Origin of the sequence: Streptococcus sp. FSL E2-3494 (assembly GCF_038007085.1) — a bacterium.
GTDB classification, from domain to species: Bacteria; Bacillota; Bacilli; order Lactobacillales; family Streptococcaceae; genus Streptococcus; species Streptococcus thermophilus.
This window is the reverse complement of record NZ_JBBOWN010000001.1, coordinates 1,129,537-1,147,144: the sequence shown is the minus strand read 5'-3', so window position 1 is coordinate 1,147,144 and position 17,608 is coordinate 1,129,537. Positions and strand designations below refer to the sequence as shown.

The window sequence follows — 17,608 nt, the reverse complement described above, 5'->3', positions numbered from 1 at the left end:
AGATTTCATGACAAAATACAATTGGGACGAGCGTCATATTATCACCTTCCCAGAGAAGAAGCTCGCTCTTGAAACCAAGGATTTGCATGTCTACTATGGTCAAAAAGAAGCCATCAATGGTATTGATATGCAATTCGAAAAAAATAAAATCACTGCACTCATCGGTCCCTCAGGATGTGGGAAATCAACCTTTCTTCGTAGCCTAAACCGCATGAATGATACTATTGATGTTGCCAAGGTTACTGGACAAATCCTTTATGAAGGAGTTGATGTCAATGCAAGTAATATCAATGTTTATGAAATGCGCAAACACATTGGGATGGTCTTTCAACGTCCAAACCCATTTGCCAAGTCTATCTATAAAAACATCACCTTTGCCCATGAATGTAATGGTGTGAAAGATAAGCAAACTTTGGATGAGATTGTTGAAACATCACTTAAGCAAGCGGGACTTTGGGAACAAGTAAAAGATGACCTTCATAAGTCAGCTTTTACACTCTCTGGTGGTCAGCAACAACGTCTTTGTATCGCAAGGGCTATCGCCGTTAAACCACAGATTCTTCTTATGGATGAGCCAGCAGCTTCATTAGATCCTGTAGCTACTATGCAGCTAGAAGAAACCATGTTTGAGCTGAAAGAAAATTATTCCATTATTATCGTCACACACAATATGCAACAAGCGGCGCGTGCCAGTGATTATACAGCATTTTTCTACCTTGGTGATCTTATCGAATATGATGAAACCAAGAAAATCTTCCAAGATGCTGCTCTACAGTCAACCAGTGACTATGTATCAGGACGCTTTGGATAGAAAGGAGTACTTATGACTGAACCAATCATTTCAATCAATGATTTATCGGTGTATTTCAATAAGAAAAAAGCCATTAATAATGTGACTATGGATTTCTATCCAAATGAAATCACAGCCCTTATCGGGCCATCTGGATCAGGAAAATCAACCTTGCTTCGTTCTATCAACAGAATGGGGGACTTAAACCCTGAATGCACAGTTACTGGTGCAGTTTCCTACAATGGCCACAATGTCTACAGTCCTCGAACAGATACTGTTGAACTCCGTAAGGAAATTGGTATGGTCTTCCAACAACCCAATCCCTTCCCTATGTCTATATATGAGAACGTAGTCTATGGCCTTCGTATCAATGGTATCAAAGATAAGGCAGTTCTTGACAAAGCAGTAGAAGAATCTCTAAAAGGAGCTTCAATCTGGGAGGAGGTTAAGGACCGACTTCATGACTCAGCACTTGGTCTTTCAGGTGGGCAACAACAACGAGTTTGTGTTGCACGGGTACTTGCCACCTCACCAAAGGTGATTCTTCTTGACGAACCAACATCTGCCCTAGACCCTATTTCCGCTGGTAAGATTGAAGAAACACTCTATAAGCTTAAAGATCAATATACATTGTTACTTGTCACACGTTCTATGCAACAGGCAAGCCGTATATCTCAACGAACAGCCTTTTTCCTCGATGGAGAACTTATTGAGTATTCATCAACTAAAGACATGTTCCTTAATCCACAACACAAAGAAACCGAAGATTACATTACCGGTAAGTTAGGTTAAGAAAGGACGGAGTCATTAACAATTATGATGTTACGAACACCCTTTGAAGAAGAATTAGAAAAGCTTCACAACCAATTTTATGCCATGGGTACTGAAGTTGCTGCACAGCTCAAAAAATCTCTGCGTGCCTTTATTAGTCATGACCTTGAATTAGCCAAGGAAGTTATCGAAAACGACGAAATCGTCAATAACTACGAAACCAAACTTGAGAAAAAATCACTTGAACTTATTGCGCTCCAGCAACCTGTATCAAGTGATTTACGTACTGTAATCACTGCATTAAAAGCATCTAGTGACGTCGAACGTATGGGTGACCATGCGGTGGCCATCGCTAAAGCAACCATCCGTATTAAGGGTGAAAGCAGAATGACAGATATTGAAACTGAAATCAAGAAAATGGGAAAAGCCGTCCGCCACATGGTCGAAGAAGCTCTCGAAGTTTACTTGAATGGTGACGAAGAACGTGCTTATGAAATCGCAGCTTCAGACGAGATTATTGATAATTATTTCCGTGATATCCAAGCTATGACAGTAGAAGGTGTCCGCGAAAATCCAGATGCAGCATTTGCTGCCAAAGAGTATATCCAAGTACTCGTGTACCTAGAACGTATTGGTGATTATGCCCGTAATCTTTGTGAATGGGTTGTCTACCTCAAGTCTGGAAAAATCATTGAATTATAGGCAAAGATTAAAATCTATGTTATAATGAGCCTGTATTGAATAATTCAGGCTCATTTCTTTTGTTAAAGTACCTGATATCGAAACAAATATCGGTCTGTTTCGATACGAAAAGTTAGATTAGGAGTATTTATATATGACAGCATCTGTTGCTCGTTTTATCGAAAGTTTCATCCCTGAAAATTACAATCTTTTCTTGGACATTAATCGTTCTGAAAAGACCTTTACAGGGAATGTTGCCATTACAGGTGAAGCCATTGATAATCACATCTCTCTTCACCAAAAAGACCTTAACATTAATTCAGTTCTCTTGGATAATGAATCCTTGAACTTCCAAATGGATGATGCCAATGAGGCTTTTCATATTGAACTTCCAGAAACTGGGGTTCTAACAATTTTCATAGAATTTTCTGGCCGCATCACAGATAATATGACTGGTATTTATCCATCATATTACACTTACAATGGTGAAAAGAAGGAAATTATTTCAACACAGTTTGAATCTCATTTCGCCCGTGAAGCTTTTCCTTCTGTTGATGAACCAGAAGCAAAAGCAACTTTTGATCTTTCATTGAAATTTGACGCTGAAGAGGGCGATACTGCCTTGTCAAACATGCCAGAAATCAATAGCCATTTGCGTGAAGAAACTGGAGTTTGGACATTCGAGACAACACCTCGCATGTCTACATACCTTCTCGCCTTTGGTTTCGGTGCTCTTCATGGTAAAACAGCTAAAACAAAAAATGGCACTGAAGTTGGTGTCTTCGCTACAGTTGCACAAGCAGAAAATAGCGTCGACTTCGCTCTTGATATTGCCGTTCGTGTCATCGAATTCTATGAAGACTACTTCCAAGTCAAGTATCCTATTCCATTATCATACCACCTTGCTCTTCCTGACTTTTCAGCGGGTGCCATGGAAAACTGGGGTCTTGTTACCTATCGTGAAGTTTACCTCCTTGTAGATGAAAATAGCTCAGCTGCAAGCCGTCAACAAGTTGCCCTTGTTGTTGCTCACGAATTAGCTCACCAATGGTTCGGTAACCTTGTTACCATGAAATGGTGGGATGATTTATGGCTTAACGAAAGTTTCGCCAACATGATGGAGTATGTTTCAGTGAATGCTATTGAACCAAGCTGGAACATCTTTGAAGATTTCCAAACAACTGGTGTACCTAATGCTCTTCAACGTGACGCAACAGACGGCGTACAGTCTGTCCACATGGAAGTCAATCATCCAGACGAGATTAACACCCTCTTTGATAGTGCTATTGTTTATGCCAAGGGTAGCCGTCTTATGCATATGCTCCGCCGTTGGTTAGGTGATGAAGCCTTTGCCAAAGGGCTTAAAGCTTACTTTGAAAAACACCAATATAACAATACTGTTGGACGTGACCTTTGGAATGCTCTTTCAGATGCTTCAGGTAAGGATGTCTCTAGCTTCATGGACACATGGTTAGAGCAACCAGGATACCCAGTGGTTAGTGCAGAAGTTGTTGATGATACGCTTATCCTTAGTCAAAAACAATTCTTCATTGGTGAACATGAAGACAAAGGGCGCCTTTGGGAGATTCCATTGAATACAAACTGGAATGGGCTTCCAGATACACTTTCAGAAGAGCGTATTGAGATTCCAAATTATAGCCAGCTTGCTACTGAAAATAATGGAGTTCTCCGTCTTAATACAGCTAATACAGCACATTACATCACAGACTATCAAGGACAACTCTTGGACAATATCTTAGAAGATTTTGCAAACCTTGATACTGTAAGTAAACTTCAAATCTTACAAGAACGTCGTCTTCTAGCGGAAAGTGGACGTATCTCGTATGCAAGCCTAGTTGGTCTTCTTGATCTTGTCGAAAAAGAAGAAAGCTTCTTGATTTCTCAAGCTAAATCTCAAATCCTTGCTGGTTTGAAACGCTTTATCGATGAAGATACAGAAGCCGAAGTGCATTATAAAGCCTTGGTACGTCGTCAATTCCAAAATGACTTTGAACGCCTTGGTTTCGATGCCAAAGAAGGGGAGTCTGATGAAGATGAAATGGTCCGTCAAACAGCTCTTAGCTACTTGATTGAAGCAGACTATCAACCAACAGTTCTTGCAGCCGCAAATGTTTTCCAAGCCCATAAAGAAAACATAGAAAGCATTCCAGCAAGTATCCGTGGCCTTGTCCTCATCAACCAAATGAAACAAGAAAACAGTCTTTCTCTTGTTGAAGAGTATATTAATGCATACGTGGCAACAAACGACAGTAACTTCCGTCGTCAATTGACCCAAGCACTTTCATATCTTAAAAATCAAGAAGGTCTTGACTACGTACTAGGTCAGCTAAAAGATAAAAACGTTGTTAAACCGCAAGATTTGTATCTCTGGTATATGAACTTCCTCAGCAAATCTTTTGCTCAAGAGACCGTTTGGGACTGGGCTAAAGAAAACTGGGAATGGATTAAAGCAGCTCTTGGTGGCGATATGAGCTTTGATAGTTTTGTTAATATCCCAGCAGGAATCTTTAAAAATCAAGAACGTCTTGACCAATATATTGCATTTTTCGAGCCACAAACAAGTGACAAAGCTTTGGAACGTAATATTTTGATGGGAATTAAAACAATTGCTGCACGCGTAGACTTAATTGAAAAAGAAAAAGCTGCGGTTGAATCAGCTCTTAAAGATTATTAATATAAAAAACAAGCTTTCCATGAAGGAGAGTTTGTTTTTATTCACAATGATTTACATAATTTTAGTTCTGCTAACAATCGTAAATAAAATTAGCATCACATAATTAAATTTATGTATAATAAAAATAATCAACCTAAATCGGAATGGTTTTGATTGGTTAATTATAAATTATCTAGAGCATTTTTTTGCTCATCATTTACAATATGGGTGTAAAGATCAGTGACCTGAGTGGAAGCATGACCAAGTTGATGACTAACTAAAACTTGAGACTTAGTAGCATCATAAAGACGTGTTGCCAAAGTATGACGTAGTTTGTGGGGAGTGACACGAATCTTGAAATCCTGAGAATACTTAGCAACCATTTTTTCGATACTTGAAGCATCAATACGGTTGGGAACGCCTCGATATTCTGTTAAAAATAGAGCAACATCTTGCTTTTCAGCCTTATAGCGTTTATTACGTATGCTAAGATAGTTTTCAAGATAGGGTCTTGCAAAACTCGCCATATTAACCGAGTCCCGTTGACCACCTTTTCGAGTAACGTCAATAACCATCATTTTTAAATTGATATCTTTAAGGTCCAGATTTACAGCCTCAGAGAGTCGAACGCCTGAAGACAGCAGCAGGGCAATGATGGCTAAATCTCGCTCTTTATTCTTATAAAACGAAGATTTCGCACGATTTGAGAGTTTGACTTCGTATTCATTTTCTACATAATCAAGGAACTTCATGGTTTCATCGCCTAGAAAAAGTTTTTGTTTGATATTCTCAGCACGTGCAGCCAAGGTCTCTTTCTTTTTCTTAGTCGAAATTTTTTTCATGACGTTACGATAGAAATATGGTTCACCATCAGGTCCCTCGACCTCCTCAGTTAAATACTTATAGAGACTAGATAGAGCTGAGAGCGTACGATTAATGGTTGTTTGAGAGACACCCTGTTTCTTTGAATAGGTATTTAAAGATGGACGTTCACGTAGATAGAGGACAAACGATTCCATATCTTTTTTAGTTAGATTCTCCAAGGTTTTGATATGAATTGAGGCAATATCATCAGCATCTGAAATACCTGAGTCAATTAACCAGTTAAAAAAGCGTTTATATTCCTTGAGATATTCATATAAGGTCGTGAAAGAATACGGTACCGATAGTTTAGATTGATAATACTCCAAAACAAACCAAGGCATAAGAGATTTGTATTCTTCAATTTTTTCTAGTAAGAGTTCACGTTTCATTAATCTTATTCTCCATAATTACTTAAATTACTTAATAGAAGTATATCACACCCTTATATTTCTTTCAAGAAAATTACAGTTTTTCGGAAAGATGTTATGAGGTGTTCTTCTCTTATGGGCTTTTTAGGTTTGCTGTCCTATGCTATTAAAAACTTACTAATCAACTACAATAATTTACGCATACAAAAACAACCTGGAGTTTACCAGATTGTTTTAAACAATGATTAAGCTACGATAGCTTTTGCAACCTCCTCAGTTGTCATGCGTGAGAAATAAAGCGTTGTGTCAATGGTTTTGAGTTTTGCCAGGACATATTCGTACTCGTAAGGTACACCGACCAAAAGTTCTTCAATATCAGATACATCGCCAATACCAAAGAAATCTCCGTAAATCTTAACAGATTTAATAATTGAATTTTCAACATTTGCATAGGTAGAAATCTTACCAGCTGGGTAACGGACATTACGTTCTACCGTGTATTCTGGAGATTGGCCATATGTCCAGTCCCATGTATTGAATTGTTTCTCATAAGACTCTTGAATCTTAGCCAAATCGTCTTCAGAAAGGACATATTCGGTCATTTCTGGGTAGAATTCTTTCATTTTTTCCAAGATCTTATCTGAGAATTCATTTACAGTGCATTTTTCTGGCAATTCGTCTACAATGTTAGTCACACGAGCACGTACAGACTTAACGCCTTTAGATTCAACTTTGTCTTTGCTGACTTTAAGGGCTTGACCAAGAACGGACATATCAACGTCAAAGAGTAAGCAACCATGGTGCATCATACGACCTTTATAGTAGGCTTGGGCATTTCCGCAAAATTTTTTACCATCGATCTCAAGATCGTTACGGCCAGTAAATTCAGCCTTAACGCCCAAATCAGCAAGTGTTGCGATTACCGGTTGAGAGAATGTCTTAAAGTCAAATGCGCCTTCATCTGCCTTATTTGAGATGATAGTATAGTTGAGGTTGTTCAAATCGTGATAAACAGCACCACCACCAGATAAACGACGAACGACCTTAATATCATGAGCATCAGTATATTCTTTGTTAATCTCTTGAATGGTATTTTGGTGTTTACCAACAATGATAGCTGGACGGTTAATCCAGAGAATGAACAATTCATCTTCATCTACCAATTCACGAAAGGCATAGGCTTCCAAAGCAATATTATAGGCAGGATCATTTGATGTGTTTACGATATATTTCATGATGTCTCCTCTTGTAATGTGGTACCTATATTATAATGGAAAACGGTGACAAAGTACACGAAGATGGCTTGAGAGCAATTATTTTCATGATATAATAGTAAAAACATGGGAGTTAGGGATGATAAAGTAATTTTGTAGGTTTTGTAGGTATTGTAAAAGACTGAAAATCATACTAGCGCTTCTTCTTATGGCTTGTATAGGTCTTCTTCTTTTTAACGGTTACAATAGAGCTTTTAGACCTTATCTCTATGATAAGAGCAATTACTATTACAAGGCTTATCATTACAAGGTCAAGAAGATAAAACCTCAAAAGAAAATTGTCAAAGATATAGAGATTGAAGTTCTACACTTTGGAAAAGACGATTTCCCTGATAATCTCTCTACATATAAGGACAGCCATTATACTGACAAAGGAATTGATCCGAGAAGGCTTTTTTTTGCATATCACTTTTACAGATAATACCAATATGACTTTACCATTTGGACAGGTGACTTCCACTGAAAACTATTCTGAACGTTATGAAAACAATTTCGATTATAAAGTTTTTGAAGTCGGTCTAGGCTTTGATAAAGAATGGTTTTCTAATGCAGAGAATTACAAACAAATGATTCAGCGTTTCCCTGGATTACATGATAAAACAATAGATACCGACTTCGAATTGTACCTAAGAGATTTTCTCTTTTTGATAGTCCCTGGCGATACCCTATATCAAACTGGAGCTGTAAAAGATGGTGTAAGTGAATACAACTTTCAGTTGAAAAATCCTAAGTCAGAAAAAATGAAAAGTTATATTATCTAAAGTTATATTATCTATGGAAATGAAGGAGACATTTCAATATGGGATTGGGAGGCTTCCCTTTGTTACCTTTGATAAGGATGATGCTAGTAAAGAAAGAACTAAAGAAAGAATTCAGGACTTCTTCGATGACTACGATATTAGAGAATATGGTAATCTTTGGGATGAAAGATACAATATAACAACATTTCCTCGCTTAAATGATTTTAGAGGAGATGGCTATAATTTTTATAAGATGGTCTTTTACTCAGATGAATTTACATATTTTCCACTTAGTCTTGATTTAACAGGTAAGAGCGAGAATTTTAAGATTACTATTACGGATTCTTACCTAGAAGAAGAATCTAGAACAACAAAAGACGAAATCCATTATCTAAAATACTCTAAGTCTAATACTTACGATTCATCAAATAAAAAAGCATATATTAATGATATACTAAATTATCATGCGAAATAACATAATCTTATTTATGTAAACACGGTTAATTATCCTATTGGCTGTGTTTTTTCATGCAAAAAAACAAGACCATTTCTGATCTTGTTTTCCTTCTATGCAACTAGGCTAATATTTTGTGTGCCAGATATCTTTGTCATATTGTTCGATTGTACGGTCAGATGAGAAGAATCCTGCTTTAGCAATGTTGTAAACAACTTTCTTGTTCCATGCATCTTGATCTTCGTAAGCTGCGTATACTTCTTCTTTCTTCTCGATGTATTCGGCCAAGTCAATCAATGTCATGAACCAGTCTTTAGAGATAAGTTCTTTGTAAAGACGTTCCAAACGTTCTTTATCCCCAACTTTTACAAGGTCCTCGCTTACGATAAAATCAACAGCTGCTTTGATGTTAGCATCATTTTCGTAGTAATCACGTGATACGTAACCTTCTTTTTTATAAAGGTCAATGATTGTATCAGAGTCTTTACCGAATATGAAAATGTTTTCTGGTCCTACCAATTCAGCGATCTCAACGTTGGCACCATCCATTGTACCAAGTGTAAGGGCACCATTAAGCATTAATTTCATGTTACCTGTACCTGAAGCTTCTTTAGAAGCCAATGAGATTTGTTCTGAAATATCTGTCGCTGGGATAAGGTGTTCAGCAACTGTTACGTTGTAGTTCTCAACCAAGTGGACGTTGAGGTATTTGCTTACTTTTGGATCATTATTAATGAGTTCAGAAAGTGATAAGATCAAGTGAATGATGTCTTGAGCAATAACATAGGCAGGAGCTGCTTTACCACCAAAGATGATTGTGATTTTACGTTTTGGAAGGTTTCCTTTTTTGATTTCCAAGTATTTGTGGATGACATACAAAGCGTTCATTTGTTGACGTTTGTATTCGTGGAAACGTTTGATTTGTGTATCGATGATTGAATTTTCGTCAAGATCAATACCTTTATTGGATTTAAGATAACGTTTAAGAGCTAATTTGTTATCATATTTGATTTGAGACAAACGTTTGTGTACTGCAGGATCATCTGCAAAGGCAGCTAATTTCTCCAATTGAGTGGCATCAGTAAGGTAATCATCACCAATTAACTCTTTTATGTAATCAGCAAGTTCTTGGTTAGCGAATTCCAACCAACGACGGAATGAAATACCGTTTGTTTTGTTGTTGAAACGTTCTGGGTAAAGGTCGTAGAAAGGTTTCAACTCTGATGTCTTAAGGATTTCTGTGTGAAGCTTTGCAACACCGTTTACGCTTGTAGAGAAGTGGATATCCATGCGGGCCATGTGAACACGGTTGTGTTCGTCAATAATTTGAACACGTGGATCATCGAATTTGCCACGAACGATGGCATCCAATTTCTTGATGATAACAACAAGGTGTGGAACAACTTCTTCAAGATAGTCAAGAGGCCATTTTTCAAGAGCTTCAGCCAAGATAGTGTGGTTTGTGTAACCTACCATTTTGCTCACGATTGCTACTGCTTCATCAAATTCAAATCCATGTTTTTCTGTCAAAAGACGAATCAATTCAGGGATAACCATTGATGGGTGAGTATCGTTGATTTGTACGAAAGCGTAATCTGGAAGATCGTGAAGGTTAGAACCACGTTCGATAGCTTCGTCAATCAAAAGTTGAGCAGCGTTTGACACCATGAAGTATTGTTGGTAGATACGCAAGAGCTCACCTTTACGAGTTGAATCATCTGGGTAAAGGAAGAGTGTCAAGTTCTTTTGAATTTCATCTTGATCAAAAGTGATTCCTTTTTCAATTAAACCATAGTCCAAACCATTGATATCGAAGAGGTTAAGGTAGTTCTTAGTTTCTTTCTTGTAACCCAAGACATCCAAACGGTCCAAACGAGATTTCAAAGTGAAGTTTTTGAATGGGACATCGTAAGAGATGTCAGTTGGAACCAACCATGATTGATCTTCAATCCAGTAATCTGGTTCAGCATATTGTTTGTTATCTTTGAAGACTTGTTTGAAAAGACCACAGTGGTATTTAAGACCGACACCTTCACCGTTAATGCCAAGTGTTGACATAGAATCTATGAAACATGCAGCCAAGCGTCCCAAACCACCGTTACCAAGAGATGGTTCTGGTTCAATATCTTCGATTTCACTGATTGATTTTCCGGCAGCAGCTAATTCAGCTTTCACATCTTTATAGATACCCAAGTTAATCAAGTTATTAGACAAAAGTTTACCAATCAAGAACTCAGCTGAGATGTAGTAAACTTTACGTTTACTATCATTTTTAGGTTTTGAAGCAGCTGCTTCTTTTACAAATTCTAACAAAAGGTAGTAGATTTCTTCGTTTGAAAGTTCTTTAAGGTTTTTATTTTTCGCTTCAACGTAATTTGTAAATGTAGACATTTTATTTATTTCCTCGATTTCCTCGATTATATCTTTCTGTAATATCAGTCAAAAATTCTTTTTTATCAACGGTGATTTCACCTGGAAGCATACGCCATCTCCAGTTTCCTCCAACTGTGTTAGGGATGTTTTTACGGCTATTTTCATTTTTATCAAGAATATCTTGCATAGTCACAATAGCTGTGTTACTTACTGTTGCGAAGAGTGTGCGAAGAAGGGCACGTGTGATTGGTTCACCTTGACGACGGTTGATATAAGCATCAGTGTAATCACGTTGCTCTTGTGTCAAGTTATTATACCAACCATTAGTAACTTCATTATCATGTGTACCAGTGTAAGCCACTGAGTGTTGTGTGTATGCGTGTGGAACATAAATGCTGTTACCAGTGGTATCATAGAAACCAAAGTGAAGAATCTTCATTCCTGGGTAACCACAGTCTGCAAGAAGTTTACGTGTCTTATCATCAATATTACCAAGGTCTTCGGCAATAATCTTAAGATCACCCAACTCTTCTTTAACCACTTTGAAGAGGTCATAACCAGGTCCTGGAACCCATTTACCATTTTCAGCAGTTTCATCTCCAGCAGGAATTTCCCAGAAATCAGAGAAACCTTTGAAGTGGTCGATACGCAAGCAATCAAAAAGTTTGAATGATTTTTGAATACGGAAGACCCACCAAGCATAGTTTTCTGCTTTGTGTTTATTCCAATCATAAATTGGATTCCCCCAAAGTTGTCCTGTTGGTGAGAAGTTATCTGGTGGAACTCCGGCAATGTAACGTGGCTTACATTCAGCATCTAATTTGAAGAGGTGTGGTTGAGTCCAGACTTCCACACTATCAGCTGAAACGTAGATTGGCATATCACCAATAATTTGAATACCGTTCTTATTAGCATAGGCTTTCAACTCTGCCCATTGGCTAAAGAAGAGGTATTGCACAACTTGATGGTATGTGATAACACCAGTAAGTTCTTTGCGAAGCTTTTCAAGAGTTGCTTCATCACGTTTAATCGCTTTTTTATCATCCCAATCTTGAAGGGCTTTGTTACCAAAGTATTCTTTGATAGCCATGAAGTCAGCATAATCTGCCAACCAGTTAGCATTTTCAGCTTTGAAAGTTTCAAACTTCTTAGCTTCGTTTTCATCTGCCAAGATTGCTTTGACTGCTTTTTCAAGAAGTGGGCGTCGTGCTTCGTAAACTTTAGCGTAGTCGATAAACTCTGGATCTGAACCAAAATCAGAACCTTCAACATCTGCTTCAGTCAGGAATCCGTCACGAATAAGGAAATCCAAATCGATAAAGTGAGTATTTCCCGCTATTGCTGAGAATGATTGGTAAGGTGAATCTCCATAACTTGTAGTAGTCAATGGCAAAATTTGCCAGTATGTTTGCTTTGTTTCTTTCAAGAAATCAACAAAGTCGTAGGCTGCTTGACCAAAAGATCCGATTCCGTAGTCACCTGGAAGTGATGTGATGTGCATTAAAACACCGCTTGCTCGTATGTTCATAAAATTTACCTCAAATTATTCTTTACACTAGCGATTATAATGCAAACGGTTGCACGTGTCAAGAAATTAGTGCTCTGGATTTTCTGAAAAACGATTGTCGATTTTCTGAAAAACGATTGTCTAGGTAATAAAAAATGGTTGCTAACTTAAGTTACCAACCAAAGTTACCAACCAAAAGTAAACATTTAAACCTTTTTTATCCCATTGAGACACTTTCTCTTTCAATGAGTCTAAATGGAACTGTTATTTTCTGTGCCTTAGTTTGAGGATTTTTAAGAAGATCCAATAGCCTTTGGACGCTTTCCTTACCCAATTCTTTAATATTAATGTCATAGGTAGTTAGGAAAGGGTGCATGATTTCAGCAAAAATTGAATTATTGAAAGAGATAATGGCGTAAGCTTCTGGAATTCTGATTCCCTGATTATTTAACCAGTGTATGAACCGTAGGGCAATCAAGTCATCTTTAACTATTAAGGCAGTCAGTTGATAAGATTGCAAGCTCTCTATCAATGAATCAATGACTCTAGATGAAAAAACAAGTTCTGGATAAGTTTCTAAATTAAATTCGTTAGTCGCTTCAATATATCCTTGATAATGTTCTTGACCTATTCAGGAGAAGAGAGTAGATGAGTTCTTTGACCTGATAGATGAAAATAGAAGCAAGGTCAATCACTATTTTCAAACGGTCTTTAGGACTTTTCTTAGACACAAGCAATACATCCAAAATGCACTAGAAACAGACTATTTAAACGCAAAACTGGAAGCTACTAATAAGTTGATCAAAGACATCAAACGCTTGGGCTTCGGTTTTAGAAACTTTATCAACTTTAAGAAGCGTGTCTTCATCACACTGAACATACATAAAAAAAGGACCTATCCGGTCCTCTCTAGATGTTAGCTTTTCGTCACCCACTACAGTTGACAAAGAGCCCTGATTTTTTGTTATGATCGCAATACATTCTAACGTTTACCTCCTTACAGTTATTAAAGATATCTCTATCAAACTAGGATATAATATCCCTTGGCACCTCGGAACCGCCTACGAAGGGAGGTGAGATTGCCTATGATGGATTTACTATTCAAAACTATCATAGGCCCCATTGTGGTCAGTATTATCCTTCGTCTGGTAGACAAATGGCTAAACAGGGATAGATACTGCTAAAAAAACCCGAGCTTATCTGGAGGTTAGCCCGAGGTCTTTTCTTGCCTATAATGTAGACTTACTATTCAATACAAGTGTATTATGTCATAAAAGATTAGAATTGTCAAGAAACTTGAAGATGTTCACTAAGTAGAGACCCTAGTCTTTAGTTTTGTCTTCTTCGTCTTTTTTATCATGATCAGTCTTATTTACGGCTGCTTTAAATTCGGCTAGCATTTTACCGATAGATTGACCGAGTTCTGGCAAGCGTTTAGGACCAAAGATGAGGAGGGCTCCTAGGACAATGATGATAAGTCCTGGAGCTCCGATATCACGTAGAATTCCCATGAGATTTCCTTTCTATTTATCTTTATATTTTCTTTGTTTACGTTTATAAATAAGCTTACTAAGAGTTAAGCTAACTTCATAAAGCAAGATTAAAGGAGCAGTCATGGCCAAGTCGCTAATAAAGTCAGCTGGTGTCAGAATCACCGCCAAAACCAAGAGAACAAAGTAAGCATAGCGTCTATAGCGTGTCAAAAATACTGGTGTCAATATACCAATAGAGGTTAGGAAACTAACAACTACAGGAAATTCAAAGAGAACAGCCAAAGGCACTGTCGTATGCAGTAAGAAAGTAAGGTAGTTTTGTGCTGTAATTTGTGTATTAAAGAGTCCTTCACCTAGTTTCAAAAGCACTTCCAAGATAGCTGGACTCACAAAATAATAGCCAAAGGCCAAACCCAAAACAAAACAGACAAAAGTTGCTGGAATATAGGCAAAGATAGCACGCGCTTCATTGTCCCTCAAACCTGGTTTCACAAACTGCCAAATCTGGTAGGTGGTAAAAGGCAAGGTGACCGTAAAAGCCATGAGACTGGCTAAGTTAATATAAATCCAGAGAATATCGTTAGGTCCTAGAACCAATAAGGACTTTTCAAATCCTCTGGTCAGATAAGCATAGATCTCCCCAGCAAACAACAAGGTAATACAAAAAACTAGGAAAAAGCATAACACTACTGCAATGAATCGTCTCCGAAACTCCACTAGATGCTCAACAATGGTCATCTCATCTCTACTTCTTGCCATGCTGCTTCACCGTCACAAAGGCAATTATAACAATAAAGATAAGTTGTGGTATCAAGACTTCCCAGCTTGGATAGATACCAGCCCAATCAATGGTTGGGAAACCACTAATCAAATGATTAGACATCATATTAGTCAACTGAAGGGCATGAATACTGACACCGAGCATCTTGAAGGCTAGAGCATAAATCAACCAAGTCAAAATAAAGAAGATGCGGTGCGGTTTAATATAGTGACTAGCTTTAGTCATAGCTACAGCAATGATAACAAGAACTGCAATGGCTGAACCAATACCAATCAAAAAATTAGCTGTCGTGATACGTGGGATAATACCAACATAGAAAAGAATAGTCTCGGCACCTTCACGGAAGACAGCCAAGAAACTGAGGGCAAACATGGATACAAAACTTCCAGTGGCTGTCACTGTTTTCATCTGATGGTCCATAAAGTCATTCCACTGTTTGACTGAAGACTTGCTGTGGAGCCAGATACCGATAAGAATCATCATCGCAACTGCAAAGATACCAACGCCACCTTCAATAATTTCACGGTTAGCCCCTGAGGTCACAGCTGGAAAGACAACTTGTAAGACAACAGCGATTACTGCGCTGGCAAGAACACCAGCAATAGCTCCGCCATAAACCCATTTGAGTCCTTTACGCATCTTAGCTGCCTTAAGAGTTGTCACAAGGGCCATGACGATGAGGAGGGCTTCAACCCCTTCACGCAAGAGAATCAACATGGCATCAAAGGCATTATAAGAAGCGCTGGTATCGATAGCAGATAGGTCTGTAATCAAGGCTTGCATTTTGTCTCGATAAGCTTTTTCTTTTCCCTTTACCATGATAACAGGCGTTTCGCTCTCCACGCTCGCATAGAGGCTAGGGTTAGTCGTGCTCACGTCATCTTCAATGGTTGGCCAGATAGTGATGAACTTCTTCATAGATGCCGCAGCCGTTTTTTCATCACCTGCTTGGAATTGACTTAGAGCCTTTTCCAAGAGTTTAATACCATCTTTTAGGGTTAAACTTGAGCTTGTACTATCAAGAGGAACACCCTTGATAAAGTCATCAATCCCACCCTTAAGATCATCATAGGACGACTGGATGCTGGTGAAATCAGTAGGCTCCGTCTCAATACTGCTTCTCAAAAGTGAAATAGCCGTCTCAATCTTGCCGTAGTAGGCAGTACTATGGTCACGGACAACAGCTTCATTTCGCGTCCAAGCATTATTCAATTCGCCGTAAGTTTTGCGGGTCTCAGCTAAGTCTTTAGCAGTAATGGCATCCTGTAAGTTCTTGAAATAAGGATTGAAGTGGGTCTCAAGTTTTTCCTTTTCGGCATCCAAGTCAACAGGATTTTGCTCTTTCTCAAATTTAAGGAGGGCTGACGAGATAGAGGTTAGGTCCTCTTCTGTCACGTCACCTTTAATATCAAGAGCCTTGCTAACTTTTTTACCAGCCTTAGAATCGTGATTTTCCTTTGTTTCGAAATCAGTCTTAATCTCAGCAACCAATTCCTTAGCTTTTGCTTGATCCTTGTTTTGAACAGCTGTTGTTGCATCTGTGATTTTGATATAGAGATCACTATAGGATTCAGCAGCTACTGGATAGGTCCAGAATAAAGCTAGAAGCCCAAGCAAAACGAGGAGTTTATTCAAAGAGTGCTTGACCAAGGTAGCCTCCTTTCTCCACGCCAGCAAAACAAGCAAAAAGCCCGCTTCCGATATGGGTGATATACTCATTCATCTTGTCTACAGCTCCAAGATTGGTCTGTATTTTGACAAAACGGTCTGGGTCCTTCTGGTAGGCAATGAATATCAAACCTGCATCAAACTGACCCGTTCTTTCATCAATGCCATCTGAATAGGAATAGGAACGACGTAAGATAGGAAGATTTACTTCTTTGGCCAAACGCACATGGGAATCTACGGGAAGTTTAGATAAATCTACTTCATCAAACTCATCTTTCTTACCAAAAGGAGCGCCTGATTCCTTGTAACGACCAAAGGTATTTTCCTGTTCCTGCAAATTGGTACGATCCCAAGTTTCCAAGTGCATCTGGACCAGGCGAAGAGCCATATAAGAACCACCCTTCATCCAATCCTTACTATCAGCCCAGACAACCTTGTCGAATTCCTTTTCCTTCGTTACATTAGCAGTTCCATCCTTGAAACCAAAGAGATTGCGAGGCGTTTCCTTACGGTCACCAATAGCTGCAAAACCTGACTTGCTCCACTTCATAGTGATTTTATTACGACCTTTGCGAATCAGATTGCGGACAGCATGGAAGGCTACTTGTTCATCATCTGCACAGGCTTGAATGACGATATCTCCACCCGTATACTTGTCCTGCAACTGCTCCTTTGGAAATGGAGGTAAATCACGGAAGAGCTTAGGACGCTTGGATTCTAGGCCAAGCTTTTTAAGAAAATCAGCCGAAACTCCAAAAGTCAGGCTAAGGCGATAGGGATTGAGTCCCACGGTTTCGCCTGTATCCGTAGGAGGCAAGAGGGCATTAGAACCGTCTTTTTTGACTAACTCTCCTTCGACCAATTTACTACTATAATCGGTCCAGTCTTTAAAAAGCTGGATGACTTCTTTTTTATCGGTTGTATGAAGATCTAGCACCACCAAGTAGCAAGCCTTCTGCATGGGAGTCGTAATCCCAGCCTGGTGCTTACCAAAAAAGCTAATATCTTCATCCCCATCTAGGGCTTTTTTACTTGAACGATCCTGATTAGCAAAAAAAGCAGATGCACCAGAAAGACCAAGTGCAAGCCCAGCCCCTCCAATACCTGATTTTTTAAGAAATTCACGACGGTCCATTTTTTGGTCTAAAAATTTTTTATCAGTCATTTTTC

Annotated in this window: 15 protein-coding genes and 2 pseudogenes; 8 read left to right on the top strand and 9 right to left on the bottom strand. The window is 38.5% G+C overall.

The features are described from left to right. Positions 1 to 7: 7 nt before the first annotated feature. The 4 genes from pstB (NST05_RS05955) to NST05_RS05940 all read left to right on the top strand — a co-directional run bounded on the left by pstB (NST05_RS05955) (position 8) and on the right by NST05_RS05940 (position 4,937). Complete coding sequence (gene pstB / locus NST05_RS05955; protein WP_011681132.1) at positions 8 to 811, top strand: phosphate ABC transporter ATP-binding protein PstB; 804 nt, start codon at positions 8 to 10, stop codon at positions 809 to 811. Between the two features lie 12 nt (positions 812 to 823). Beyond that, positions 824 to 1,582, top strand: a complete 759-nt coding sequence (gene pstB, locus NST05_RS05950) for a phosphate ABC transporter ATP-binding protein PstB (RefSeq protein ID WP_011681133.1) — start codon at positions 824 to 826, stop codon at positions 1,580 to 1,582. A 27-nt stretch (positions 1,583 to 1,609) separates the two neighbouring features. After that, positions 1,610 to 2,263 (top strand): phosphate signaling complex protein PhoU, encoded by a 654-nt coding sequence (gene phoU, locus NST05_RS05945; RefSeq protein WP_002950747.1) that lies wholly within the window; start codon positions 1,610 to 1,612, stop codon positions 2,261 to 2,263. Positions 2,264 to 2,396: 133 nt separating this feature from the next. Continuing rightward, positions 2,397 to 4,937: a M1 family metallopeptidase gene (locus NST05_RS05940; RefSeq protein ID WP_084828814.1), complete on the top strand. Its 2,541-nt coding sequence runs from the start codon at positions 2,397 to 2,399 to the stop codon at positions 4,935 to 4,937. Between the two features lie 161 nt (positions 4,938 to 5,098). Here NST05_RS05940 and xerS read toward each other — a convergent pair whose 3' ends face one another. Together xerS and NST05_RS05930 are read right to left on the bottom strand one after the other, a co-directional pair. Then, the gene (xerS, locus tag NST05_RS05935) at positions 5,099 to 6,169 is read right to left on the bottom strand and encodes a tyrosine recombinase XerS (RefSeq protein ID WP_014608300.1); all 1,071 of its coding nucleotides are present in this window, start codon (positions 6,167 to 6,169) and stop codon (positions 5,099 to 5,101) included. Positions 6,170 to 6,393: 224 nt separating this feature from the next. Beyond that, on the bottom strand, positions 6,394 to 7,383 hold the full coding sequence (locus NST05_RS05930) for a lipoate--protein ligase (RefSeq protein ID WP_084828815.1): 990 nt from the start codon (positions 7,381 to 7,383) through the stop codon (positions 6,394 to 6,396). A 437-nt stretch (positions 7,384 to 7,820) separates the two neighbouring features. Here NST05_RS05930 and NST05_RS05925 point away from each other — a divergent pair, with 437 nt between their 5' ends. Together NST05_RS05925 and NST05_RS05920 are read left to right on the top strand one after the other, a co-directional pair. Beyond that, the gene (locus NST05_RS05925) at positions 7,821 to 8,183 is read left to right on the top strand and encodes a hypothetical protein (protein ID WP_340742924.1); all 363 of its coding nucleotides are present in this window, start codon (positions 7,821 to 7,823) and stop codon (positions 8,181 to 8,183) included. A gap of 13 nt (positions 8,184 to 8,196) precedes the next feature. Continuing rightward, positions 8,197 to 8,637, top strand: a complete 441-nt coding sequence (locus NST05_RS05920) for a hypothetical protein (protein ID WP_340742923.1) — start codon at positions 8,197 to 8,199, stop codon at positions 8,635 to 8,637. Between the two features lie 105 nt (positions 8,638 to 8,742). Here NST05_RS05920 and glgP read toward each other — a convergent pair whose 3' ends face one another. The 3 genes and pseudogenes from glgP to NST05_RS05905 all read right to left on the bottom strand — a co-directional run. Then, positions 8,743 to 11,007, bottom strand: a complete 2,265-nt coding sequence (gene glgP, locus NST05_RS05915) for a glycogen/starch/alpha-glucan family phosphorylase (protein WP_084828816.1) — start codon at positions 11,005 to 11,007, stop codon at positions 8,743 to 8,745. 1 nt (position 11,008) lies between these two features. Beyond that, entirely contained in the window at positions 11,009 to 12,517 is a 1,509-nt protein-coding gene (malQ, locus tag NST05_RS05910) for a 4-alpha-glucanotransferase (RefSeq protein ID WP_084828817.1), read from the bottom strand. Between the two features lie 196 nt (positions 12,518 to 12,713). After that, positions 12,714 to 13,127: pseudogene (locus tag NST05_RS05905) on the bottom strand (substrate-binding domain-containing protein); the annotation flags it as partial. A 1-nt stretch (position 13,128) separates the two neighbouring features. Between NST05_RS05905 and NST05_RS05900 the strand changes: the two are divergent. Beyond that, positions 13,129 to 13,409: pseudogene (locus NST05_RS05900) on the top strand (transposase); the annotation flags it as partial. 172 nt (positions 13,410 to 13,581) lie between these two features. Further along, positions 13,582 to 13,680, top strand: coding sequence for a type I toxin-antitoxin system Fst family toxin (locus tag NST05_RS05895; protein ID WP_080998447.1), 99 nt, complete (start codon positions 13,582 to 13,584; stop codon positions 13,678 to 13,680). A 138-nt stretch (positions 13,681 to 13,818) separates the two neighbouring features. Here NST05_RS05895 and NST05_RS05890 read toward each other — a convergent pair whose 3' ends face one another. The 4 genes from NST05_RS05890 to efeB are packed head-to-tail and all read right to left on the bottom strand — an operon-like array spanning position 13,819 to position 17,603. Beyond that, the gene (locus tag NST05_RS05890; RefSeq protein WP_002947363.1) at positions 13,819 to 14,007 is read right to left on the bottom strand and encodes a twin-arginine translocase TatA/TatE family subunit; all 189 of its coding nucleotides are present in this window, start codon (positions 14,005 to 14,007) and stop codon (positions 13,819 to 13,821) included. A gap of 12 nt (positions 14,008 to 14,019) precedes the next feature. After that, positions 14,020 to 14,748, bottom strand: coding sequence for a twin-arginine translocase subunit TatC (tatC, locus tag NST05_RS05885; RefSeq protein ID WP_084828819.1), 729 nt, complete (start codon positions 14,746 to 14,748; stop codon positions 14,020 to 14,022). After that, positions 14,735 to 16,420, bottom strand: coding sequence for an FTR1 family iron permease (locus NST05_RS05880; RefSeq protein WP_084828820.1), 1,686 nt, complete (start codon positions 16,418 to 16,420; stop codon positions 14,735 to 14,737). Before NST05_RS05880 ends, tatC begins: the two co-directional genes overlap by 14 nt. Further along, entirely contained in the window at positions 16,398 to 17,603 is a 1,206-nt protein-coding gene (gene efeB / locus NST05_RS05875; RefSeq protein WP_014608310.1) for an iron uptake transporter deferrochelatase/peroxidase subunit, read from the bottom strand. Before efeB ends, NST05_RS05880 begins: the two co-directional genes overlap by 23 nt. Positions 17,604 to 17,608 lie beyond the last annotated feature (5 nt).